The 20,822-nt window shown below is 66.5% G+C and carries 22 protein-coding genes and 1 pseudogene; 10 read left to right on the top strand and 13 right to left on the bottom strand.

What is annotated here, in order from left to right; all coding sequences use genetic code 11:
- Positions 1 to 10: 10 nt before the first annotated feature.
- From cysW to EX20_RS07225, 3 genes are all read right to left on the bottom strand, one after another.
- Positions 11 to 958: a sulfate ABC transporter permease subunit CysW gene (gene cysW, locus EX20_RS07235; RefSeq protein ID WP_011884739.1), complete on the bottom strand. Its 948-nt coding sequence runs from the start codon at positions 956 to 958 to the stop codon at positions 11 to 13.
- Positions 955 to 1,842: a sulfate ABC transporter permease subunit CysT gene (gene cysT, locus EX20_RS07230; protein ID WP_014722988.1), complete on the bottom strand. Its 888-nt coding sequence runs from the start codon at positions 1,840 to 1,842 to the stop codon at positions 955 to 957. Before cysT ends, cysW begins: the two co-directional genes overlap by 4 nt.
- 146 nt (positions 1,843 to 1,988) lie before the next feature.
- Positions 1,989 to 3,026: a sulfate ABC transporter substrate-binding protein gene (locus EX20_RS07225; RefSeq protein WP_034193191.1), complete on the bottom strand. Its 1,038-nt coding sequence runs from the start codon at positions 3,024 to 3,026 to the stop codon at positions 1,989 to 1,991.
- Between the two features lie 264 nt (positions 3,027 to 3,290).
- On the opposite strand from EX20_RS07225, the gene lexA reads away from it, so the two are divergent.
- From lexA to EX20_RS07210, 3 genes are read left to right on the top strand one after another with little or no spacing between them, the layout of a single operon-like run.
- Positions 3,291 to 3,938 carry a transcriptional repressor LexA gene (lexA, locus tag EX20_RS07220; RefSeq protein ID WP_011884733.1) on the top strand — a complete coding sequence of 216 codons (648 nt, stop codon included), beginning with the start codon at positions 3,291 to 3,293 and terminating at the stop codon, positions 3,936 to 3,938.
- A gap of 26 nt (positions 3,939 to 3,964) precedes the next feature.
- Entirely contained in the window at positions 3,965 to 4,303 is a 339-nt protein-coding gene (locus tag EX20_RS07215) for a hypothetical protein (protein WP_011884731.1), read from the top strand.
- Positions 4,304 to 4,332: 29 nt separating this feature from the next.
- A complete protein-coding gene (locus EX20_RS07210; protein WP_034193099.1) occupies positions 4,333 to 5,034 on the top strand; it encodes a DUF2939 domain-containing protein in 702 nt (233 codons plus the stop codon).
- A gap of 104 nt (positions 5,035 to 5,138) precedes the next feature.
- Here EX20_RS07210 and EX20_RS07205 read toward each other — a convergent pair whose 3' ends face one another.
- Positions 5,139 to 5,636: a universal stress protein gene (locus EX20_RS07205; protein WP_011884727.1), complete on the bottom strand. Its 498-nt coding sequence runs from the start codon at positions 5,634 to 5,636 to the stop codon at positions 5,139 to 5,141.
- Positions 5,637 to 5,961: 325 nt separating this feature from the next.
- Here EX20_RS07205 and nodI point away from each other — a divergent pair, with 325 nt between their 5' ends.
- Both nodI and EX20_RS07195 read left to right on the top strand, forming a co-directional pair.
- On the top strand, positions 5,962 to 6,876 hold the full coding sequence (nodI, locus tag EX20_RS07200) for a nodulation factor ABC transporter ATP-binding protein NodI (protein ID WP_034193190.1): 915 nt from the start codon (positions 5,962 to 5,964) through the stop codon (positions 6,874 to 6,876).
- Between the two features lie 6 nt (positions 6,877 to 6,882).
- Positions 6,883 to 7,716: an ABC transporter permease gene (locus EX20_RS07195; RefSeq protein ID WP_011884725.1), complete on the top strand. Its 834-nt coding sequence runs from the start codon at positions 6,883 to 6,885 to the stop codon at positions 7,714 to 7,716.
- Positions 7,717 to 7,764: 48 nt separating this feature from the next.
- Here the strand turns inward: EX20_RS07195 and EX20_RS07190 are convergent, their stop codons facing one another.
- The 5 genes and pseudogenes from EX20_RS07190 to EX20_RS07170 all read right to left on the bottom strand — a co-directional run bounded on the left by EX20_RS07190 (position 7,765) and on the right by EX20_RS07170 (position 12,150).
- Positions 7,765 to 8,187, bottom strand: a complete 423-nt coding sequence (locus tag EX20_RS07190; protein ID WP_011884724.1) for a hypothetical protein — start codon at positions 8,185 to 8,187, stop codon at positions 7,765 to 7,767.
- Between the two features lie 212 nt (positions 8,188 to 8,399).
- On the bottom strand, positions 8,400 to 9,458 hold the full coding sequence (locus EX20_RS07185) for a permease (RefSeq protein ID WP_011884723.1): 1,059 nt from the start codon (positions 9,456 to 9,458) through the stop codon (positions 8,400 to 8,402).
- Entirely contained in the window at positions 9,455 to 10,594 is a 1,140-nt protein-coding gene (gene mnmH / locus EX20_RS07180) for a tRNA 2-selenouridine(34) synthase MnmH (RefSeq protein WP_034193098.1), read from the bottom strand. Before mnmH ends, EX20_RS07185 begins: the two co-directional genes overlap by 4 nt.
- A gap of 153 nt (positions 10,595 to 10,747) precedes the next feature.
- Positions 10,748 to 10,937: pseudogene (locus tag EX20_RS07175) on the bottom strand (LysR family transcriptional regulator); the annotation flags it as partial.
- Between the two features lie 160 nt (positions 10,938 to 11,097).
- Complete coding sequence (locus EX20_RS07170; protein ID WP_014722978.1) at positions 11,098 to 12,150, bottom strand: NADP(H)-dependent aldo-keto reductase; 1,053 nt, start codon at positions 12,148 to 12,150, stop codon at positions 11,098 to 11,100.
- 237 nt (positions 12,151 to 12,387) lie between these two features.
- Here EX20_RS07170 and EX20_RS07165 point away from each other — a divergent pair, with 237 nt between their 5' ends.
- Positions 12,388 to 13,011: a phospholipase D family nuclease gene (locus EX20_RS07165; RefSeq protein WP_011884717.1), complete on the top strand. Its 624-nt coding sequence runs from the start codon at positions 12,388 to 12,390 to the stop codon at positions 13,009 to 13,011.
- A gap of 160 nt (positions 13,012 to 13,171) precedes the next feature.
- Here the strand turns inward: EX20_RS07165 and EX20_RS07160 are convergent, their stop codons facing one another.
- Positions 13,172 to 13,393: a hypothetical protein gene (locus EX20_RS07160; RefSeq protein WP_011884715.1), complete on the bottom strand. Its 222-nt coding sequence runs from the start codon at positions 13,391 to 13,393 to the stop codon at positions 13,172 to 13,174.
- A 228-nt stretch (positions 13,394 to 13,621) separates the two neighbouring features.
- Between EX20_RS07160 and EX20_RS07155 the strand changes: the two genes are divergently transcribed.
- Positions 13,622 to 14,593 carry a GGDEF domain-containing protein gene (locus EX20_RS07155; RefSeq protein ID WP_011884713.1) on the top strand — a complete coding sequence of 324 codons (972 nt, stop codon included), beginning with the start codon at positions 13,622 to 13,624 and terminating at the stop codon, positions 14,591 to 14,593.
- Between the two features lie 101 nt (positions 14,594 to 14,694).
- Here EX20_RS07155 and EX20_RS07150 read toward each other — a convergent pair whose 3' ends face one another.
- Complete coding sequence (locus tag EX20_RS07150) at positions 14,695 to 15,168, bottom strand: VOC family protein (protein ID WP_034193096.1); 474 nt, start codon at positions 15,166 to 15,168, stop codon at positions 14,695 to 14,697.
- A gap of 270 nt (positions 15,169 to 15,438) precedes the next feature.
- Positions 15,439 to 15,747, bottom strand: coding sequence for a hypothetical protein (locus EX20_RS07145; RefSeq protein WP_034193095.1), 309 nt, complete (start codon positions 15,745 to 15,747; stop codon positions 15,439 to 15,441).
- A gap of 120 nt (positions 15,748 to 15,867) precedes the next feature.
- Here EX20_RS07145 and EX20_RS07140 point away from each other — a divergent pair, with 120 nt between their 5' ends.
- On the top strand, positions 15,868 to 16,611 hold the full coding sequence (locus tag EX20_RS07140; protein ID WP_014722976.1) for a DUF695 domain-containing protein: 744 nt from the start codon (positions 15,868 to 15,870) through the stop codon (positions 16,609 to 16,611).
- A 612-nt stretch (positions 16,612 to 17,223) separates the two neighbouring features.
- Positions 17,224 to 17,688 carry a plasmid fertility inhibition factor family protein gene (locus EX20_RS07135; protein WP_011884706.1) on the top strand — a complete coding sequence of 155 codons (465 nt, stop codon included), beginning with the start codon at positions 17,224 to 17,226 and terminating at the stop codon, positions 17,686 to 17,688.
- Positions 17,689 to 17,767: 79 nt separating this feature from the next.
- Here EX20_RS07135 and EX20_RS07130 read toward each other — a convergent pair whose 3' ends face one another.
- Positions 17,768 to 19,207, bottom strand: a complete 1,440-nt coding sequence (locus tag EX20_RS07130) for a PAS domain-containing sensor histidine kinase (protein WP_034193189.1) — start codon at positions 19,205 to 19,207, stop codon at positions 17,768 to 17,770.
- 647 nt (positions 19,208 to 19,854) lie between these two features.
- On the opposite strand from EX20_RS07130, the gene EX20_RS07125 reads away from it, so the two are divergent.
- Complete coding sequence (locus tag EX20_RS07125; RefSeq protein WP_034193188.1) at positions 19,855 to 20,583, top strand: lysozyme inhibitor LprI family protein; 729 nt, start codon at positions 19,855 to 19,857, stop codon at positions 20,581 to 20,583.
- Positions 20,584 to 20,822 lie beyond the last annotated feature (239 nt).

The following is a 20,822-nucleotide window of genomic DNA, read 5'->3' as shown; positions in this document are numbered from 1 at the left end:
GTTTGCCTCTTTACGATTTCGACGAAACGGCCGCGACGGGGCCGGCATGAGCGGGAACGTCGTCGCGTGCCCCGGCCAGTTCGGCGGCGAGGTGACGCTCGGCGAGCAGCTTCAGCGCGAGCGTGACGAGCGCGAGCAGCGCAAGCACCGACGCCACCGCGAACGCCGCCGCGAAGTTGTATTCGTTGTACAGGATCTCGACGTGCAGCGGCATCGTGTCGGTCACGCCGCGGATGTGGCCGGACACGACCGACACCGCGCCGAACTCGCCCATCGCGCGCGCATTGCAGAGGATCACGCCGTACAGCAAGCCCCACTTGACGTTCGGCAACGTCACGCGCCGGAAGATCTGCCAGCCCGACGCGCCGAGCACGCGCGCGGCTTCCTCCTCGTCGCTGCCCTGCGCCTGCATCAGCGGGATCAGCTCGCGCGCGACGAACGGGAACGTGACGAAGATCGTCGCGAGCACGATGCCCGGCACCGCGAAGATGATCTGCACGTCGTGGTCCTGCAGCCACGGCCCGAGCCAGCCCTGCGCACCGAACAACAGCACGTAGACGAGCCCGGAGATCACCGGCGACACGGAGAACGGCAGGTCGATCAGCGTGGTCAGCAACGCCTTGCCGCGGAACTCGAACTTCGCGATCGCCCACGACGCGCACACGCCGAACACGAGATTGAGCGGTACCGCGATCACGGCGACCGTCAGCGTCAGCCTGATCGCCGACCACGCGTCCGGATCGGCGAGCGATTCGAGATAGAAGCCGACGCCCTTGCGCAGCGCCTCGAAGAACACCGCGGCGAGCGGCACGACGAGGAAGAACGCGAGGAACGCGAGCGCGACGCCGATCAGCAGCCAGCGCACGGCGCGCGGCTCGGTCACGGGATCGAGCTGCGTCGCCGCACGGGCGTGCGCGGCGGCATGGTTGTTCGACACGATGCTGGACTGGCGGCTCATTGCGCACCTCCTGCGGCGCTCGCGGCCACCGCGACGGGCGCGCTCGCGCCCCGGCTCGTGCGACGCTGCAGATACCATTGCAGCGTGTTGATCAGCAGCAGCATCAGGAACGACACGACCAGCATCACGACCGCCAGCGCGGTCGCGCCCGCGTAGTCGTACTGCTCGAGCTTCGTGATGATCAGCAGCGACGTGATCTCGGACTTCATCGGCACGTTGCCGGCGATGAAGATCACCGACCCGTACTCGCCGAGCGCGCGCGCAAACGCGAGCGCGAAGCCGGTGAGCAGCGCGGGCAGCACGGCCGGCAGCACGACGCGGCGGAACGTGAGCCAGCGCGACGCGCCGAGGCATGCGGCGGCCTCCTCCTGCTCGCGCTCGAAATCCTCGAGCACGGGCTGCACGGTGCGCACGACGAACGGCAGCCCGATGAACGTCAACGCGACCAGCACGCCGGCCGGCGTGAATGCGATCTTGATGCCGAGCGGCGCGAGATACTGGCCGACCCAGCCGTTGGTCGCGTAGACGGCCGCGAGCGAGATGCCGGCGACGGACGTCGGCAGCGCGAACGGCAGGTCGACGATCGCATCGACGACCCGCTTGAACGGGAACGTGTAGCGCACCAGCACCCACGCGACGAGAAAGCCGAACACGGCGTTGATCAACGCGCCGCCGAGTGCGGCCGAAAACGTCAGCCGGTACGACGCGAGCACGCGCGGCGACGTGACGGCCGCGACGAACTGGTCCCACGACAAGGTCGCGGTCTTGAGAAATGTGGCGGCGAGCGGAATCAGCACCACGAGGCTCAAATACGCCACCGTGATGCCGAGCGTCACGCCGAAACCGGGCAGCGCGCTCGGCTTGCGAAAGATGTACGTCGTCATCGGATGCTCTTGCTGGGTCGATGCTGCTCATGGGCCCGACGCATATGCCGGCGCTCGGAATCGCGCGCCGGCCCGTCGGGTATGCGGCGCGCTGTCGTGGCGCGCCGCTGTCGTTATCGTGTGCTGCGTGTCGTTACTGCGTGGCGTTATTGCGGCTTGTAGATCGAATCGAACACGCCGCCGTCCGCGAAATGCGTCTTCTGCGCATTCGTCCAGCCGCCGAACGTGTCGTCCACCGTGTACAGCTTGAGCTTCGGGAACTGCTTCGTCAGCTCCGCCGGCACGTTCTTCGAGCGCGGCCGGTAGTAGTTGCGCGCGGCGATCTCCTGGCCCTGCGGGCTGTACAGGAAATTCAGGTAGGCCTCGGCCAGCTTGCGCGTGCCCTTCTTGTCGACCACCTTGTCGACCACCGCGACGGGCGGCTCGGCGAGGATGCTCACCGACGGCACCACGATCTCGAACTTGTCGGTGCCGAATTCCTTGATCGACAGGAACGCCTCGTTCTCCCACGCGATCAGCACGTCGCCAATGCCGCGCTGCACGAAGCTCGTCGTCGCGCCGCGCGCGCCGGAGTCGAGCACGCCTGCATTCTTGTAGAGCTTCGTCACGAACTCCTTCGCGCTCTGCTCGCTGCCGCCCGGCTTGTGCACCGCGTACGCCCACGCGGCCAGATAGTTCCAGCGCGCGCCGCCCGAGGTCTTCGGGTTCGGCGTGACGATCGAAATGCCGGGCCTGGTCAGATCGTCCCAGTCCTTGATGCCCTTCGGGTTGCCCTTGCGCACCAGGAACACGATCGTCGACGTGTACGGCGATGCGTTGTCCGGCAGGCGCTTCTGCCAGTCCTTCGCGACGAGCCCCTTGTTCGCGAGCGCATCGATGTCGTATGCCAGCGCGAGCGTGACCACGTCGGCCTGCAGCCCGTCGAGCACCGAGCGCGCCTGCGCGCCCGAGCCGCCGTGCGACTGCTTGAAGTTGACCGTCTCGCCCGTCTTCGCCTTCCATTCCTTGCCGAACGCCTGGTTGTAGTCCTGGTACAGCTCGCGCGTCGGGTCGTAGGACACGTTCAGGAACGTCGTGTCGGCCCATGCGTGCGAGGCGACGCCGAGCGCCGCCGCCGCGCCCAACGCCAGTGTTGCGATCAGGCGCCCCGCTGCGCCGCCCAGCCCCGTATTGCGCTTCGCCATCATTGGTTCTCCAGTGTCGTCGGTGTTGCGATGTCGGGCCAGTCTAACGAACGGGTTACATTATTAAAAATAATCGTTCTTCATTTTTTAATACTCAAAAGTGCTAACGCAGACTGGGCGGACGGTTGCGGCGGATGAACCGGCGTCGGGACGTCGCAAAACGACGGCGGAACCGGCGCGATCGCATCGAACCTCAAGTAACACTTGAAATTCGCGAAGTACTGTATAAAAATACAGCTCACTGTCTATCCATACAGTTGAGCCATGACCAAACTCACCGCACGTCAGCAGCAAGTGTTCGACTTGATCCGCCGCGCGATCGAGCGCTCGGGTTTCCCGCCCACGCGCGCCGAGATCGCCGCCGAACTGGGCTTCAGCTCGCCGAATGCAGCCGAGGAGCACCTGCGCGCGCTGGCGCGCAAGGGCGTGATCGAGCTGGCGGCAGGCGCCTCGCGCGGCATCCGCCTGCTCGGCATCGACGACATGCCGCACCAGTTCACGTTGCCGCACGCCGGGCTGATGCAGTTGTCGCTGCCGCTCGTCGGCCGCGTCGCTGCCGGTAGCCCGATCCTTGCGCAGGAACACATCTCGCAGCATTACGCGTGCGATCCGGCGCTCTTCACGAGCAAGCCCGACTATCTGTTGAAGGTGCGCGGCCTGTCGATGCGCGACGCCGGCATTCTCGACGGCGACCTCCTCGCGGTGCAAAAGCGCACCGAAGCGAAGGACGGCCAGATCATCGTCGCGCGGCTGGGCGACGACGTCACCGTCAAGCGCCTGATGCGCCGTCCCGGCGGCATCGAGCTGATCGCGGAGAACCCGGATTACGAAAACATCTTCGTCAAAGCCGGCAGCGCGGAATTTGCGCTGGAAGGCATCGCCGTCGGGCTGATCCGCTCGGGCGAACTCTGACAATCGGTCTCGCTGAGGAGAACACCATGGAACGCCTGTCCCGTCTGCTGCCTTTCCGTCAATTCGGCCGCCTGCGTCACCTGCGCGGCCGCACGCCCTGCGCGCCGCTGTCCGCTGCGGCGCCCGCAGTGAGCGAAGAAGTCGCAGTCGAACGGCAGGCGTCGCTGCTGCCGTCGGCGCTGCCCGCATTCGCGCGGGTCTCGCTGAATGCCGGCCTGAATCATGCGGAACCGGCGCGCCGCGCACCGGTGCGCGTCTATCACGGCCGCTCGCGCCTGATCATGGTGGGGACGATCGACGCCGTCTGCCGGATGATCGATCGCTGCATCGCCGAGGAACGATCGGCAGCGCACCACGGTCTCTGAGGGCGGAACCCATCCGTACCGGAGGCATCGTGACTGGATCTGCGGGCCGCGTCCGGCGGCTCAAGCCGCTACTGATCGCCATACTGATCGTCGCCGTACTGGCGGCGATCGGTTACGCATATGCGTCGCCATACGTGGCACTCGGCCGGCTCAAATCGGCAATCGATGCGCGCGATGCGCAGGCGGTCAGCGAGTACGTCGATTTTCCGTCGCTGCGCATCAGTCTGAAGCAGCAGGTCACGGAAGAATTGATGCGCCGGATCGACGCGGTGAAGAAGAACAATCCGTTCGCGGTGCTGGGCGCGTTGATCGGGTCTGCGTTGATCGGCCCGCTGGTCGACGCGTACGCGACGCCGGAAGGTGTTGCAGCGTTGATGAGCGGCATCCCGCCGCGCGGTAGTCCCGGCGAACGGCCTCCCGAATGGGCCGGCTCGCCGTCGGGGTCGCCGTCAGGCACCGCGCCAGCCAGCGCGCCGGCTGTGCCACCGACGAGCGCCGGCAGTCCAGCGAGCGTGCCGGCACCCGCCAGCGGCGCCACATCGGTCCCGGCGCCCGCGCCCGCCGGCGCGAGCGAACCCAGCCGGACGCAGCAAATGAGCGCGGGCTACCGCAATATCGACGAGTTCGTCGTGACGTACCAGCGCAGCGCCGACGACACACGCTACGCGGCGATTTTCCACCGCTTCGGCCTGTTTACGTGGAAGCTCGCGGCAATCGACCTGCACGGTTGAGCGCGCGTTGCCGGTAGGCGATGCCGCGGATGCGGCACGCGCTCATCGCGAAGCCAGCGAGCTGGTCATGCGGCAAACGCGTGCATCCTCGTGCCATTAGCCCACTATTTACCGCTCGCGGTAGCCGCCTCGCGCTCGCGTGCGATTTCGGCCTTCTGCTCCTGGGCCGACGAACATGCGACGAGGATGCTGCAGTTCACGCGATCGAGCAGTAGCGTGTTGCCGGCCCCCATCCACCATCTAGACAATCCGCTACGACAGCGATGGCCGACGACGACGAGGTCGGCGCCGATCTCGGTTGCGAGGTTCGCGATTTCGTCGATCGGGTAGCCGAACGCAAAATGACCTTCGGCCTGCACGCCGCGCTCGCGCAGCCAGTTCACCCCTTCCTGCAGGATCTCGCGCGCGGTTTCTTCGAAGCGGCCGCACGCGACATCGGTCAGCAGTCCCGCGCTCTGCGCGATGCTCGAGCGCATGTCGACGACCGACAGCAAATGCGTTTCCGCCTTCAGGTCGAGCGCGAGATTCGCACCGCACCGCAGTGCCTTGCGTCCCTCGAGCGTGCCGTCGTAGCAAAGCAGAATCTTGTTGTAGCTAGCCATGAAACCTCCCGGTCGCGACCACGTGCGCTATGCAATCATCATGGTGCGCCGCAATCCAACGCGCAAGGGATGGAAAACGCTGATTCGCCGCACCACGCGCGTCGGCAATGATGCAGCGCACGATTCGTGTGCGCATCCGACGCAAACCGCAGGCCCGCGCTGAAGCGGCGCGGTCGATGCACTAGAATGGGTCGTCCGTGCCGTCAGCGCGGGCACGCGAGCCATGTCCGTGTGACCGGCGACAGTCCGAGCCGTTCGCATACGGCGCGTGGCATCCGCCGAGCCGGCCGGCGCGGCGGCGCCCGTTCACAACGACACCCTGCCCATGTCCGTTGCACCGATCGATTTCCGGAACGTCGAAAAACGCTATGGCGACCGACTCGTCGTCAACGACCTGTCCTTCCACGTCGAGGCCGGCGAATGCTACGGGCTGCTCGGCCCGAACGGCGCCGGCAAGACCACCACACTGAAAATGCTGCTCGGCCTCGTCTATCCGGACGCGGGCGCCATTTCGCTCTGCGGCGAGCCGGTCCCGTCGCGCGCCCGCCATGCGCGCCGGCGCGTCGGCGTCGTGCCGCAATTCGACAATCTCGATCCGGACTTCACGGTCCGCGAGAACCTGCTCGTGTTCAGCCGCTATTTCGGGATCTCCGCGCCGGCCGCGCGCGCACTCGTGCCGCCGCTGCTCGAATTCGCGAAGCTGGAGAACAAGGCGGACGCGCGCGTCGGCGAGTTGTCGGGCGGCATGAAGCGGCGCCTGACGCTCGCGCGGGCGCTCGTGAACGATCCCGACGTGCTGGTGCTCGACGAGCCGACGACCGGCCTCGATCCGCAGGCGCGGCACCTGATGTGGGAGCGCTTGCGCTCGCTGCTCGCGCGCGGCAAGACGATCCTGATCACGACGCACTTCATGGAAGAAGCCGAGCGCCTGTGCGATCGGCTGTGCGTGATCGAGGAAGGCCGCAAGATCGCCGAAGGCGCGCCGCACGCGCTGATCGAGTCGGAGATCGGTTGCGACGTGATCGAGATCTACGGGCCGGATCCGGTCGCGCTGCGCGACGAGGTGGCGTCGTTCGCCGAGCGCACCGAGATCAGCGGCGAAACGCTGTTCTGCTACGTGAGCGACCCCGAACCGCTCGCCGCGCGACTCAAAGGCCGTGCGGGATTGCGCTATCTGCACCGTCCGGCCAATCTGGAAGACGTGTTCCTGCGGCTCACGGGCCGCGAAATGCAGGACTGACCGACCATGGACGTTCGCAACTATTCCGCCTCCACATCGTCCGCCCCGCCGCGCGAAACGCGCTTCGCGATCGCGCTGCCCGCGAATGCGACCAACTGGATCGCGGTGTGGCGGCGCAATTATCTGGTGTGGCGAAAGCTCGCGCTCGCGTCGCTGTTCGGCAATCTCGCCGATCCGATGATCTACCTGTTCGGGCTGGGATTCGGGCTGGGGCTGATGCTCGGGCACGTCGACGGCGTGTCGTATATCGCGTTCCTCGCGGCCGGCACGGTCGGTTCGAGCGTGATGATGTCCGCGAGCTTCGAGTCGATGTATTCGGGCTTCTCGCGCATGCACGTGCAGCGCACGTGGGAAGCGATCATGCACACGCCGCTCGCGCTCGGCGACATCGTGCTCGGGGAGATCGTCTGGGGCGCGAGCAAGGCGCTGTTGTCGGGCGCCACGATCATGCTGGTCGCCGGCCTGCTCGGCTATGCGCGGTTTCCGTCGATGCTCGCGGCGCTGCCGGTGATCGCGCTCGCCGGCCTCGCGTTCGCGAGCACCGCGATGATCGTCACCGCGCTCGCGCCGTCCTACGACTTCTTCATGTTCTACCAGACGCTCGTGCTGACGCCGATGCTGCTGCTGTCCGGCGTGTTCTTCCCGATCACGCAGTTGCCGCCGCTCGCGCAGCACGCCGCGCATCTGCTGCCGCTCGCGAACGCGGTCGAACTGATCCGGCCCGCGATGCTCGGCCGGCCGGCAACCGACGTCGGGCTGCACGTCGCGGTGCTCGCCGCCTATGCACTCGGCGGCTTCGTGGTGTCGGCGTGGCTGTTCCGGCGGCGGATGATGCGCTGACGCGCACGCGCATACCGCGCCGGCCGGTGTGCCGAGCCGACGACGACGTCACTCGTCGTCGTCGCTCCACGGAATTTCGACGTCGGTCAGGAACGCGACGGTCGCCAGCGGGCCGCCTTCCTGACGACCGAGCTTGCCGTCCGCGCGATGCCACTCGACGCGGAACTGCGTGCCGGGATCGTCGGCGATCAGATAGACCGCGCGCAATTCCTCCGCGTCGGCCTCGGCTACCGGACCGTCGAACGACACCAGCATCTTCTGCGGCCACAGGCCGTTGACCGGGTCGTAGATGCGATCGCCGTGCGGAATCTCGATGCTCGCTTCGACGCCGATCGTGGCGGACGCTTCGATGATCATCGTGCCGAGCGCGTTCAGCACGGCCGTGGCGCGTGCGGAATTGGCCTGGCGGATCGCGAGATCGCCGCGCGTCAGCGCCTTTTCGAGTCGAGGATGAATCTTCGGTTGGGTCATGCGTTTTCCTGTTTGCTTCTTGTAAAGGGCACCGCACGCGTGTAGCGGCGGCGCCGGGTGAATACGAGGCGCGGGCGGCGCGCCGGCCGGCCGGTCACCGGGCACGCGCACACGGCCGGCTCGCTGGTCCGCATGGGCGGCTGTCGCGCGCGGCTACTGCGGTGACAGCGGCGGCAGCAGCGAGCATCCGCCAATACGGCGCCGGCCGCCGGTCAGAACCCGAACGCGATCGCGAGCAGCCCGCTCACGACCCCGAACACGACGACGAGCACCGAGACAATCGCCAGCATGTACGGCTTGAACGAGCGCGCGAGCATCGCGAGCGACGGCACGCTGATCGGCGGCAGCGTCATCAGCAGCGCAGCGGCCGGGCCGACGCCCATGCCGAGCGACAGCATCGCCTGGATGATCGGCACCTCGCCGGCGGTCGGGATCACGAACAACGTGCCGGCGACCGCGAACGCGACGATCCAGCCGAGATGGTTGCCGATGTCCGGACCGATGTGCGGGAACAGCCACGCGCGCGCCGCGCCGAGCAGCAGCACGAGCACGATGTATTCGGGCACGAGCCGCACGGCCATGCGCGCGAGCAGCTTCACCCAGCGGACGAACGGATTGCCGGCGGCGGCCTGCTCGGCCGCCAGCGCGGCGAGCTGCGCGTCGTCGATGCTGCGATCCTCGGGGCGCGCGATGCGGTTCAGCAGATAGCCGATCCCGAACACCATCGCGACGCCGAGCACGAGGCGCAGCGCGCTCCATTGCCAGCCGAGCACGAAGCCCATGAACACCAGCGCGGCCGGATTGAGCACCGTGTTGCCGAGCCAGAACGCGACCGCACCGCCCGGCGACGCATGTCGCGCGCGCAGGCCCGCGACGACCGGCGCCGCGCAGCAGGTGCACATCATGCCCGGCAGCGACAGCAGGCCGCCCGCGGCGACGCTGCCGAAGCCGCTGCGACCGAGCACGCGCGCGACCCAGTGCGCGGGCAACAGCGCCTGCACGGCCGAACCGAGCAGCAGGCCGAGCACCATCGCCTGCCAGATCGCCTTGCCGTACGCCCATGCGTAGTCGAGCGCCGCCTTCAGCGACGGTTCGGGCGCGCTCGCCGACGTGCCCATCAGGATCGAGTTGCCGATCGAGTGATGCTCGGCGGCGACGAACGCCTTGTTGTAGTACGGGAACCATTTCACGTAGAACAGGCCCGCCACTGCGATCAGCAGGAAGGTCATCCAGCCGAGCGCCGGACTGGGTTGGGAGCGTGTGGTCGTCATCGTGTGGGAGTCGTTGCGTTGTTGTGGGTATCGGTATTGGTGTCGGCACGCGCCGCCGCATCGCCCGTGGGCGATGCCGGCACGCCGGCCTGCGCGAGCGCGTCGAGCAGCGCGCGCGCCTGATCGCGCGCGTCCGCTGCGTTCGGCCGGAACGTGAACGTCAGCACGCGGTTCGGTCTGTCGTACGACGAACGATAGGTGCGCGCATAGGCAGGATCGTAATGCCGGTCGATCAGCGCGCGGAACAGGTCGGCGCGCGCATCGGCGTCGATCAGCGCGCTCCAGTGCGCGACCTCTTCGCGGCTGTGCAGCCCGATCAGCCGCGCGAGTTGCGCCTTGAACGCGTCGGGGTCGACGAACAGATGCGCATAGTCGTCGAGCAGGAACGCGATGCGCTCGTCGTGCGCGGCTTCGATTTGCACCCACGGCCCCGCGCGGAACGCGTCGAGCAACGCGAGCGGCAGTTGCACGAGCCCGATCTTGCGGCTTTCCGACTCGACGAACACCGGCCACGCGGGGTCGAAACGTTCGAGCGTCCCGACCAGCCCCGAATCGAACGCCTTCTGCGTCGGCTGCGACACGCCCGGCAGCGCGCCGAGCAGCGAGCCGCGATGACGGGCGAGCGCCTCGAGATCGAGCGTCTGCGCCCCTTCTGCGCGCAGCGCGTTCAGCAGCCGCGTCTTGCCGCAACCCGTATGACCGACGAGCGTGATATAGCGAAACTGCGCGGGCAGCGTATCGAGCGTCGCGCACACCGAGCGCCGGTATGCCTTGTAGCCGCCGTCGAGCTGGCGCGCCTGCCAGCCGATCAGGTTGAACCAGGCCGTCATCGAACCCGAGCGCTTGCCGCCGCGCCAGCAATAGATCAGCGGCCGCCAGTTGCGCGGACGGTCGGCGAAGGTGGTATCGAGATGCCGCGCGATGTTGCGCGCGACCATCGCCGCGCCGACCCGCGTCGCTTCGTACGGCGACACCTGACGGTACATCGTGCCGACGATCACGCGCTCCTCGTTACTGAGTACGGGCGCGTTCAGCGCGCCGGGGATGTGGTCCTCGGCGAACTCGAGCGGCGTGCGCACGTCGATGATCTCGTCGAACTCGCCGGCGCGATCGAGGGTGACAATCAGGTTCTTCAATTTGGCGTCGAACAGGGGCGATGCGGCTCGGCGAGCCGCACGGGCACGGAAGGCGGATTCGCAATTATCTCACGGCCGGGCGTCGCCGGCGGCGTGCGGTCGGCGTGGCGCTCATCGCGTCGAGCAGGTGATCGCGAAAAGCACGCACGGGCGCCACAACGAGAAACCGGCGCGGCGCGCCTTGAAGGCGGCGAGCGCGCCGGGCAGGAACTCGCTCAAGAATCCCTCCGGGCACACAATCTTCAACACGCTGCCATACAGCGCTTGCAGCGCGCCGATTTCCTTCATCGCGTGCTCGACCTCCAACAGGCAGCCGTGCGAAGTGCAGCAGCCGCTCGCCGCCCGGCAACCAGCTCGCGCCTGGACTGTACCTGATGGGCTGGCGCCGTTCGGTCTTGCCGCACAGCCGAGCGCGCGCATCCGGCTCGGGATGCGCTGACCACGCTGCGCCATGAAGCGACCTCGCAGCATCGATAGCGATACCGCGCGTTGATCGAGGACGCTTACGGCGCCGGGTTCGGCTGCAGTTCGTGCAGCGCGTCGATTTCGGCGAGGACCTCGTCGGACAGCTTCACGTCAATGCTGCCGATGTTCTCCTTCAACTGCTCGAGCGACGTCGCGCCGATCAGGTTGCTGCGCACGAACGGCCGGCTGTTGACGAACGCGAGCGCGAGCTGCGCGGGCGACAACCCGTGGCGCTGCGCGAGTGCGACGTAGCGCGACGTCGCGGCAACGGTGTGCGGCTTGCTGTAACGCTGAAAGCGCTCGAACAGCGTGATGCGCGCACCGGCCGGCCGCGCGCCGTTTTCGTACTTGCCCGACAGCCAGCCGAACGCGAGCGGCGAATACGCGAGCAGACCGATGCCGTCACGATGGGTGAACTCCGACAGGCCATTCTCGAACGTGCGGTTCAGCAGGCTGTACGGATTCTGGATGCTCGCGATGCGCGGCAACCCGAGCCGCTCGGCCGCGCGCAGGAACTGCGCGACGCCCCACGGCGTTTCGTTCGACACGCCGATCGCGCGGACCTTGCCGGCCTTCACGAACTCCGCGAGCACGCCGAGCGTTTCCTCGATCGGCACCGTATAGGCATCGTCGATCCACGGATACGCGCTACGGCCGAACGTCGTCGTGCTGCGATCGGGCCAGTGCAGCTGGTACAGGTCGACATAGTCGGTCTGCAGACGCTTCAGGCTGCCATCGAGCGCCTCGGTCAGATTCTTGCGGTCGAACTGATTGCCTTCGCCGCGAATGTGACGCGGGTTGTGCGGCTGTCGCGCCGGGCCGGCGATTTTCGTCGCGAGCACGATGCGTGCGCGCTGCGCACGATGTTGCGCGAGCCAGGTGCCGATGTACTGCTCGGTGCGGCCCTGCGTGTCGGCCTTCGGCGGCACCGGGTACATCTCCGCGGTATCGATCAGCGTCACGCCCTGCGCGAGCGCGTAATCGATCTGCTCGTGCGCGTCGCGCTCCGAATTCTGCTCGCCCCAAGTCATCGTGCCCAGGCCGATCAGGCTGACCTCGATGCCGGAATCGCCGAGTGTGCGGTATTCCATGGTGCTCCCGTCGCGTCAGTGGAAAGCAGGAACGCTATCACATCGGCGCGCGCCGTTCAGATGGGCCGTGCGTACGCTTACGGACCGCCTGCTGCCCCGGGCGCCGCACGTTGCCGCAGGCGATCCCGGTACCCGCACCCGCCACGTCGTCCGTTGCATCCACATCCGGGCGTGGCCGCGCCGCCCTGTCTGCGTTACACTCACGGCCCGCTGTCTCAAAATCATTCGCTGTCCACGATGTTGTCGCGCCAACGCCTCGCCGCCGCCTGTCTCGCCGCTTCCCTGCTCGCCACTCCGTTCGCCGCGTTCGGCAAGACGCACAACGAATCGCTGCTTCAGCAGGCGATCGATTTCGTCACGCAGCTGCTGCCCGCCCCCACCCATGCAGCGCCCGCCACGCAGGTCGTCGAATCGGCGTTCTCGCCCGATGGCGGCGCCGAGGCGCTGGTGCTGAAGGCGATCGGCGCAGCACGCACTTCCATCCGCGTGGCCGCCTATTCGTTCACGTCGCCGCCGATCACGCGCGCGCTGCTCGCCGCGAAGCGGCGCGGCGTCAACGTCGCGGTGGTCGTGGACGACAAGGGCAACCGCGCGAAAAGCAGCCAGCAGGCATTGAACCTGCTCGTCAACGCGGGCATCCCGACACGCACGATCGATGTGTACGCGATCCACCATGACAAGTACCTCGTGATCGACGCCGAGCATGTCGAGACGGGCTCGTTCAATTACAGCGCGTCGGCCGCCAGCCGTAATTCGGAGAACGTCGTCGTGGTGTGGAACAACCCGCAGCTCGCGTCGCGCTACCTCGCGCATTGGCAGAGCCGCTTCGACCAGGGCACGCCGTATCGCTCATCGTATTGACGCGCCGCATCGGCGCGATCGCCGTGGCCGTTCACGCACGCCGCGGTCGGCAAGCACCGCGACGTCGTCCATGATCCGCGTGGACGGCGCACGCATCAACCTGGCCGAATGGCCAGCCCCGCACGCACGACGCTAGCGCAGCCGGTACGAACGAGCGACGTCAGTGGATCTCGGCAGAAGAGCGTCCACCGCTCTGCGCCGTCGCGACACATCGCCCGGGATGCGCATGCGCGTCGCTCGCGGAAGGCTTGGGCACGTCGCGCGCACCGCCCGGCAGCGCGCCGACGATACAGCCCGCACTGAAGGCCAGCGTGTTCTGGACCATCGGATAGAGCAGATACAGCGCAAACGCGAGATACGCTGCATACAGAAAACGGACCATGAGGCGATAGCGGAACGATTGATCTCGCCCCTGTTTACGGCCTCGCAGCGGGCGGCTTGAGCGCCCAGCCCGTTCTGGCGGCGCGATGGAGAATGCGCGATACTGATTCACAGTCGCTCGTCGGCGCGCCTTCGGCAGCAACCGCCGCCCGCCTGCTACGTCGTGTCCGCGCGAGGCGACATTCGTTCGATGACCGGCTGCCCATGCCGGCACCCGAGACAAAGACCCATGCAGATTGCTTCCAAACCGGCCGACGAGACGGCCCGGCTCGCCACACTCCATTCATTGTCGATTCTCGACACGCCGCCCGAAGAACGCTTCGACCGCATCACGCGCCTCGCGCGCCGGCTGTTCGACGTGCCGATCGCTGTCGTGAGCCTCGTCGATGAGGACCGCCAGTGGTTCAAGAGTCATCCGGGGCTCGACGCCACGCAGACTTCGCGCGACGTGTCGTTCTGCGCGCATGCGCTGCTCGCGGACGACACGATGGTCGTCAAGGACGCGCTCAACGACGATCGTTTCCACGACAACCCGCTCGTCACCGGCCAGCCCGGCATTCGCTTCTACGCAGGCCGTCCGCTTGCCGCGCCGAACGGCGCGCCGGTCGGCACGCTGTGCCTGATCGATACGCGGCCGCGTGAGCTGTGCGCCGACGAGCTCGCGCTGCTCGGCGATCTCGCCCACATGACCGAACGCGAAATCGCGGCGCTCCATCTCGCGACCACCGACGAGCTGACGCAATTGACGAACCGGCGCGGCTTCGAGATTCTCGCGCGTCAGGTGCTCGGCCTGTGCGAGCGCACGGGCCGGCAAGCGGCACTGCTGTTCTTCGACCTGAACGGTTTCAAGGCGATCAACGATCGCTGCGGCCATGCGGAAGGCGACCGTGCACTGAAGGCGTTCGCGCAGACGCTCACCGGCACGCTGCGCGACAGCGACGTGATCGCCCGGCTCGGCGGCGACGAGTTCGTCGTGCTGTTGAGCGCGATCGACCCGGCCGACGTCGGCGAGCCGATCGAACGCGTGAAGCAGGCGCTCGAGCGGCGCAACGCGGACGACGCGCGCGGTTACGCGATCCGCTTCAGCGTCGGCCACGTCGCTTACGATCCCGCCCGTCATCGCACGGTGGCCGACCTGCTCGATTCGGCCGACCGGCGCATGTACGAGGACAAGCGGCGCGGCAAGGCCACCGGCGGCTGAGCGCCGGCACGCCGCTGCCGATGCCGATGCCGCGGCGGCGCGCGGCCGGGGCTGCGGCGTTCAGCCCGCTGCGTCGGCCCCGCGGGGCCTGCCTGCTGCGGTCAGCTGCCGCAAGGCGGCGCGCTGGCCATTGCCTCGGCGATCTGCTCGGGCGTCAGATCGCGCTGGTGGGTCGCGATCGACCAGCGATGACCGAACGGATCCTCGACCTGACCGTAGCGATCGCCCCAGAACATGTCGGCCGCCGGAACCCGGAGGGTCGCGCCGGCCGCGACGGCCTGCTCGATGGCCGCATCCACGTTCGGCACGAACAGATGCAGACTGACCGGCGTGCCCTTCAGCGCCTTCGGCCCGACCGCGCCGTGCTCGGGCATTTCATCCACGAGCATCAGCGCCGAATCGCCGATCGCGAGACACGCGTGCGCGAGCCGGCCGTCGGGCAGCATCAGGCGGAACCGTTCGGTGGCGTTGAACGCGCGCGTGTAGAACTCGATCGCGGCGGTTGCGCCGGCGCAGATCAGGTGCGGCGTCAGCGTGCGCATCCCTTCCGGAATCGGTTTGACGAACGTGGCCATGGGTGTCGCTCCTTCAGTGAGTTGTCGTATCGGAAACGGGACGGACGCGCGATGCATCCGCCGCCGATGACACGACGAACGGGCTCGACTGAAATCGACATCGGTTCGGAAATTTTTTTGCGACGTGCCGGACCGGCACGAACGTACGCGGGCAGCGAGCGCGGTGCGGCGCCAACGGCGCGCTGGAGACCGGCGGCATCGCGTTTGCTGCCGCGGCGGGATGGGTCGTCGTGCGGCGCTGCGCAGTGCGGGCGCGCGCCGCAGTTGCCGTCAGATTTGCGGAAGGTCGCGCAGCGTGCGCGACTCGTTCGTCGCGTCGATGTCGAGCTCGATCCCTTCGGATGCGTCGCGGTACAGCACGCGTTTCAACCTCGGCCCGACGGCCGTTGCGTCCGCTTCGTCGAACACGGCCAACACGTCGGCGCCGGCGGCGAGCGCGCTGGCGACCTCCGCGACCGTCGCCTCGCTGGGCGCTGCGGCCCACGAGCGGTCCGTTGGGTTGACGGCCGCCCAGCGCACGTGTGTCACCCGCGCGCTGCGCACATCGATTCGGACACCATTCACCGCGAACATCGACATCGACCTCTCCTTCGAAACGGTTGCGACCGGCCGCGCGCGCGGCTTCGGCCGACGCGATTTTCGATGATACATTGAGACGCTTTGCAACCGTCAACAGACCATCGTGCACCGGAGAAACACATGACCGACGCCTGGGGAACCTTCCCGGCCAGAATGGGCGACCATCAGGCTTTCATCAGCTTCAATCACGCGTTCGCGGAAATCGCCGAGACCGACCCGCGCACGTCGCTGCTCAGCGTGCGCGTCGCGCTCGCGCATCCGACGCCCGACGGCCTGCCCGGCAGCGACGAATTCGCCGAACTCACGCGCGTCGAGACGCTGCTGGACGCCGCGGTGACTGGGCGCAACGGCGTGCAGGTCGGCCGCATCACCGTCGACAACAACCAGGATTTCCTGTTTTACGTGTCGTTCGACGAAGACACGGCGGCCGGGATCGTCGACGCGCTGGCCGACCAGACGGCCTACGCACTTCAATACGCATACCACGAGGATCCGGACAAGGAGACCTACTGGCGCACGCTCTACCCGACCGACGACGACTGGCAATTGATGCGCGACATGCGCGGGCTCGACGCGCTGCTGCAAAAAGGCGACGTCGGCGACGTGAGCCGGCGCGTGGCGCACTGGGCCTACTTCCCGGATCCGAGCGACGCGCACCAGTTCGCCGACTGGGCCGAGTCGAAGGGCTATCTGGTCGAATCGGTCGCGCCGACCGAGGACGGCAAATCGGCCGTGCGCTTCGCGCACGAAGGGACGATGGCGCTGGCCGACATCACGCGCCATACGCTCGAGATCAACCGCGAGGTGCGCGCGCTCGGCGGCAACTACGACGGTTGGGAAACGAGCGTCGAACAGGCTGGGTGAGCGGGCCGGAGCGTAGCGCGCGCGCTGACGGCTGGCGGGCCGAGACGCCCCGGCGGCGCATCGGCGGAAATAGGCATCATCAACCTATAGACGCGGTCGTCCCGAGCGCTCGCTCGAGCCCTGACAGCCACTGACGCATCCGGCCTGCAAAAAGTCCCCGCTCCTGCACGAGCGAGCGGGGAAACGTTGACCGGGCCGGGGAGAACGGTCAACCCGTCGGATTGTGATCGTGGCGCGCGCAACCGTCTGTGCGACAACTCACCCTTGGAACCGGCAAGCGCCAGTGTCGATCGCACTCGGCGACAGCGACGCTTGCACCTTTCGTCGGCGAATTCCGTTGTTTCCCTCCGCGCGGCACGCGCCGCGTCCGCGATGTGCCGGCGCGTCCGGATGCGCGCTGCACCGCGTGAATCTTGTGTGAATTTCGCTCGTGGGAATAAATTCCGGACGCACGGTGCCGTTATTCTCGGAATGATCGCGAACGCGTCGACGAGCGCGGCGCGGATTGCACGCTAGCTGCTCGTGCGCCCCTGTCGCCGCATTCCGCTGCGGACGGAGGCCGCCGCACTGCGACAGTCGAGCTATAGAAATCACCGCAATACGATGCAAACCATGACACTCGCTCAGGCACAACACGACGGCGTCGACGTCTGGATCGTTCCGTTGCCCGGACACGCCGCCTACGCCTATACGCACCTCAAGCGGGTATTCGGATCCGACGACTCGCGACATCGCGTCGTGACCATCGACCTGCGTCGGCTGCTCGCGTGCGCGGACCGCGACACGACCGATTACGTGCTGCCGTCCGTTCAGGACTGGCCGCCCGGCAAGGCGGCCGGCATTCGCGAATTTCTCGACCCGGACAAGGCGCGGATTCCGGACATGCCGTTCATCACGTTCCGCGAGACGAGGCCGCGGACGCTGCTCGGCATCCCGAGTCTGTCGAAGACCGGCGTTGCGTCGTTCCGGAACGGGCAGCATCGCGCGCGCTATCTGGCGCACGCGGGCGCGACGCGCGTGCCGGTGGAGGTGCATGAGACGGAAGCGGATTTGCTCGCGCGCTATTGCGGTATGTGACGTTCGATCGGGTCGGTAGTGGCGGCCGGTTCGATCTCGACGTCCTGGAGCACGGCACGACGACGTTGTGCCGTTGGCCTCAGTCGGTCGTGACCGATCTGCGCGGGACCGACAGACTGATGCCGAAGCCCCGCGACGGTAAAGGCTCCGCGACGCTCGTGCCGCCGAGCCGTCGCACGCGATCGCGAATGCCGGCGAGCCCCGACGAGTGAACCGCAGCCGGCGGGCGCTCGGTTGACGGGGCCGGCTCGCCGTCGTCCTCGATCGACAGGTCGCATTGCGATTCCGTGCAACGAAATGCGATCCGGACTTCGGTCGGATTCCATGCGTGCCGCGCAATGTTCGTGAGCGCCTCCTGGACGATGCGGAACAACGCCGTCGACGCGGCGTCCGTGAATCTCACATCGCAACGCTCTGTGTGGAACAGCACCCGCAAGCCGGAGCGTTGCCGAAAGTCGTCCACCAGCCACTCGAGCGCGGGAAGCAGGCCGAGATCGTCCAGGATCGCCGGCCGCAAACCGGCCGACAAGCGTCGCACCGACAGGATCGCGCGGTCGAGCGCGGCGCGCATGCTGTCGGCGAGCTGGGCCGCTTGGGCACTCGGCGTCGCGTCATCCTGCGTCACGAGCCTGTTCAGGCCCATCTTCAGCGCCGTCAGTTGTTGGCCGAGGTCGTCGTGCAGTTCTCGCGAGATCCGCTTCTTTTCTTCCTCGCGGGCCGTCTCGATACGCGACGCGAGTTCGCTTGCGTACTCCAGTTGCTTCAGGCGATTACGCTCGGTCATGTCGCGCGTGACTTTCGCGAAGCCCAGCAATTTGCCGGCCGGACCGTAGACCGCCGTAATCACGACGTTGGCCCAGAAACGCGATCCGTCTTTGCGCAGCCGCCAGCCCTCGTCCTCCACCCGGCCCTGTGCGGCCGCGGTCGCCAGTTCCCTCTCCGGCTTGCGCGCCGCGATGTCTTCCGCCGGATAGAAACGCGACACGTGGTGGCCGATGATCTCCGCCGGTTCGAAACCTTTGAGCCGCTTCGCACCGGCGTTCCAGCTGGTGATGTGACCGTCCGGGTCGAGCATGAAAACGGCATCCTCGACCGCGTCCATCAGCAAACGCAAGCGCTCTTCGCTCTGACGCAGTCTCTCTTCATTGCTGCGGCGCTCGGTCAGGTCGCGCGTGACTTTCGCGAAGCCGACCAGCATGCCGTCGCGGTCTCGCAGCGGCGTAATGACGACGTTGGCCCAGAACCTCGAACCATCGCGGCGTATGCGCCACCCTTCGTCCTCCCAGCGTCCGAGCGTGACGGCGCGAGCGAGTTCTTCCGCCGGATAGCCGCGCTGTTGCGCGTCGGATGGGTAAAAGACCGAGAAGTGCTGGCCGATGATTTCGTCGGCGCGATAGCCTTTGATACGCTCCGCGCCGGCGTTCCAGCTGGCGACATGGCCAGTCGGGTCCAGCAGAAAAATCGCATAGTCGCGGATTGCGTCGACCAGCGAGCGGTAGCGCTCCTCCGCTGAAACCATGGCGATCGCCTCGCTCGGCTGCCCGCCGTTCGGTCCGTTTTCGGCATATTCCAAGGCGCTCGTTCCTCCATAAACCTTGTGTCGGATATCGACAGAATAAACCGCGGTCGAATTGGCGGTGATATTGCGGCGGTAATCATGCTGAAAATAGGGGCGCCAAAAGCGATCGTGCTGCTTCCCCGTTTGTGTCCATCAGAAAAAAATGCTGATTTGACACCTTCAGCCACCGACTGATCCAAGTCAACACCGGCATACTGATTTAGCATCAAATTAGTTAACAAAACAAATAACCTTGAACCAGACCGTAGGTAGCGGGCTCGGCTATGCGATGGGCCGCTTGCGATGCCCGCGGCCGACTGACATGATCGACTCGCAAGCGCACCTTAGGCGCATGTGCGTGCAGCGAAATCTGCTAGTCGCAATGGAAATACTAAATCAAACAAGAAACGAGGAAGACCATGAAACATATTGGCCCTGTGCTGCTTGTCGTTGCAGCTCTCGCGGGATGTAATTCGAAGCAGGACAACACTCATTCGGCAACCACAACGGCGGCACCTGCCGCGGCCAGTGACACTGCCCCGGCCTCTCAGGTTTCTCCGACGCAAACGACCACCACTGCCCCGCCCGCGCCTCGGCATAATTACGCCATCAATCAGGACGGGACTTATGGTTACGAGCCGGGCCTAAGCGAAGATGATATTCGTGCCGGAAAGACGGCCAAGCCTTTGGTCATGATGCGATACGTCGGCCTTCGCGACGGCACGTACATCCTGCTGTTGATCGACGAAGATAATCCCAATTTCTCGACGCGCGTCGCGTGTCAAGCGCCCTGTGAATTCGCAAAATCGCAGACTATGGCCGGAGATATGGTGGTAAAGACGGAAACCATACGTGTTGCGCCGGGATCCCTGTTGAATGGAATGGTGGAAGATGCCGTAGCCGGGCAACTGATTCCGTTCGGCCAGAGAGCGCCAAGTCAGACCGTGAGCCAGGCTCCGGTCGGTGCAGCATCGTCATCGCAAGTGCCGCAACCACCGACCACGACCACACCCGCCACCGACGCTCAGCATGACTCTGCCAACGGCCCCGTCCAGCAAACGAGCTTCGACTGCAGCAAGGCGAAGTCGATTCCAGAGTTTCTGATTTGTCACGATCCGGATTTGGCGGCAGCTGACCGCGATCTCGCCGACACGTACCGTCAGGCCAAGGAGGCCGCGGTAGACAAGACGGCGTTCAATAATAGAACGAGGCGGCAATGGAACTTTCGAGAAAAAAATTGCCGCGATAAAGACTGCCTGATGTCCTGGTATGCATATCAGAAGCGCGTGCTATCCAAGATTGCCCAGACCGGTGACGCGGCCGTTCAAGACAACTAGGACGGCGACCGCCGCGGGTCAAACTCCGCTCGATGAGGGACGCTGTCTGGGTTCGCCGCGGGTCCCGGGCCGGGTTCGGGTGGCTTGCGTCGGCTGACGCGCGCGGCTTCAACGGCGCGACGAGAAGCGACTGCTCGGCCGCGAGCCGTTTCCGGCAGCGCACCGCTGCCGCGCGACGGACTCGGCACTGGGAGCCGGCGCACGTATTCGTGACCCGGCAAAGCGGACCCAGTGCGTTG

Source organism: Burkholderia sp. WP42 (genome assembly GCF_000745665.1).
GTDB classification, from domain to species: domain Bacteria; phylum Pseudomonadota; class Gammaproteobacteria; order Burkholderiales; family Burkholderiaceae; genus Burkholderia; species Burkholderia vietnamiensis.
The sequence above is the reverse complement of the archived record's forward strand: the minus strand, read 5'-3'. Positions and strand labels throughout refer to the sequence as shown.

Coding starts and splice junctions, on each gene's coding strand:
- cysW (WP_011884739.1), bottom strand. CDS start 958: ATGAGCCGCCAGTCCAGCATCGTGTCGAACAACCATGCCGCCGCGCAC.
- cysT (WP_014722988.1), bottom strand. CDS start 1,842: ATGACGACGTACATCTTTCGCAAGCCGAGCGCGCTGCCCGGTTTCGGC.
- EX20_RS07225 (WP_034193191.1), bottom strand. CDS start 3,026: ATGGCGAAGCGCAATACGGGGCTGGGCGGCGCAGCGGGGCGCCTGATC.
- lexA (WP_011884733.1), top strand. CDS start 3,291: ATGACCAAACTCACCGCACGTCAGCAGCAAGTGTTCGACTTGATCCGC.
- EX20_RS07215 (WP_011884731.1), top strand. CDS start 3,965: ATGGAACGCCTGTCCCGTCTGCTGCCTTTCCGTCAATTCGGCCGCCTG.
- EX20_RS07205 (WP_011884727.1), bottom strand. CDS start 5,636: ATGGCTAGCTACAACAAGATTCTGCTTTGCTACGACGGCACGCTCGAG.
- nodI (WP_034193190.1), top strand. CDS start 5,962: ATGTCCGTTGCACCGATCGATTTCCGGAACGTCGAAAAACGCTATGGC.
- EX20_RS07195 (WP_011884725.1), top strand. CDS start 6,883: ATGGACGTTCGCAACTATTCCGCCTCCACATCGTCCGCCCCGCCGCGC.
- EX20_RS07190 (WP_011884724.1), bottom strand. CDS start 8,187: ATGACCCAACCGAAGATTCATCCTCGACTCGAAAAGGCGCTGACGCGC.
- EX20_RS07185 (WP_011884723.1), bottom strand. CDS start 9,458: ATGACGACCACACGCTCCCAACCCAGTCCGGCGCTCGGCTGGATGACC.
- EX20_RS07170 (WP_014722978.1), bottom strand. CDS start 12,150: ATGGAATACCGCACACTCGGCGATTCCGGCATCGAGGTCAGCCTGATC.
- EX20_RS07165 (WP_011884717.1), top strand. CDS start 12,388: ATGTTGTCGCGCCAACGCCTCGCCGCCGCCTGTCTCGCCGCTTCCCTG.
- EX20_RS07160 (WP_011884715.1), bottom strand. CDS start 13,393: ATGGTCCGTTTTCTGTATGCAGCGTATCTCGCGTTTGCGCTGTATCTG.
- EX20_RS07155 (WP_011884713.1), top strand. CDS start 13,622: ATGCAGATTGCTTCCAAACCGGCCGACGAGACGGCCCGGCTCGCCACA.
- EX20_RS07150 (WP_034193096.1), bottom strand. CDS start 15,168: ATGGCCACGTTCGTCAAACCGATTCCGGAAGGGATGCGCACGCTGACG.
- EX20_RS07145 (WP_034193095.1), bottom strand. CDS start 15,747: ATGTCGATGTTCGCGGTGAATGGTGTCCGAATCGATGTGCGCAGCGCG.
- EX20_RS07140 (WP_014722976.1), top strand. CDS start 15,868: ATGACCGACGCCTGGGGAACCTTCCCGGCCAGAATGGGCGACCATCAG.
- EX20_RS07135 (WP_011884706.1), top strand. CDS start 17,224: ATGACACTCGCTCAGGCACAACACGACGGCGTCGACGTCTGGATCGTT.
- EX20_RS07130 (WP_034193189.1), bottom strand. CDS start 19,207: ATGGTTTCAGCGGAGGAGCGCTACCGCTCGCTGGTCGACGCAATCCGC.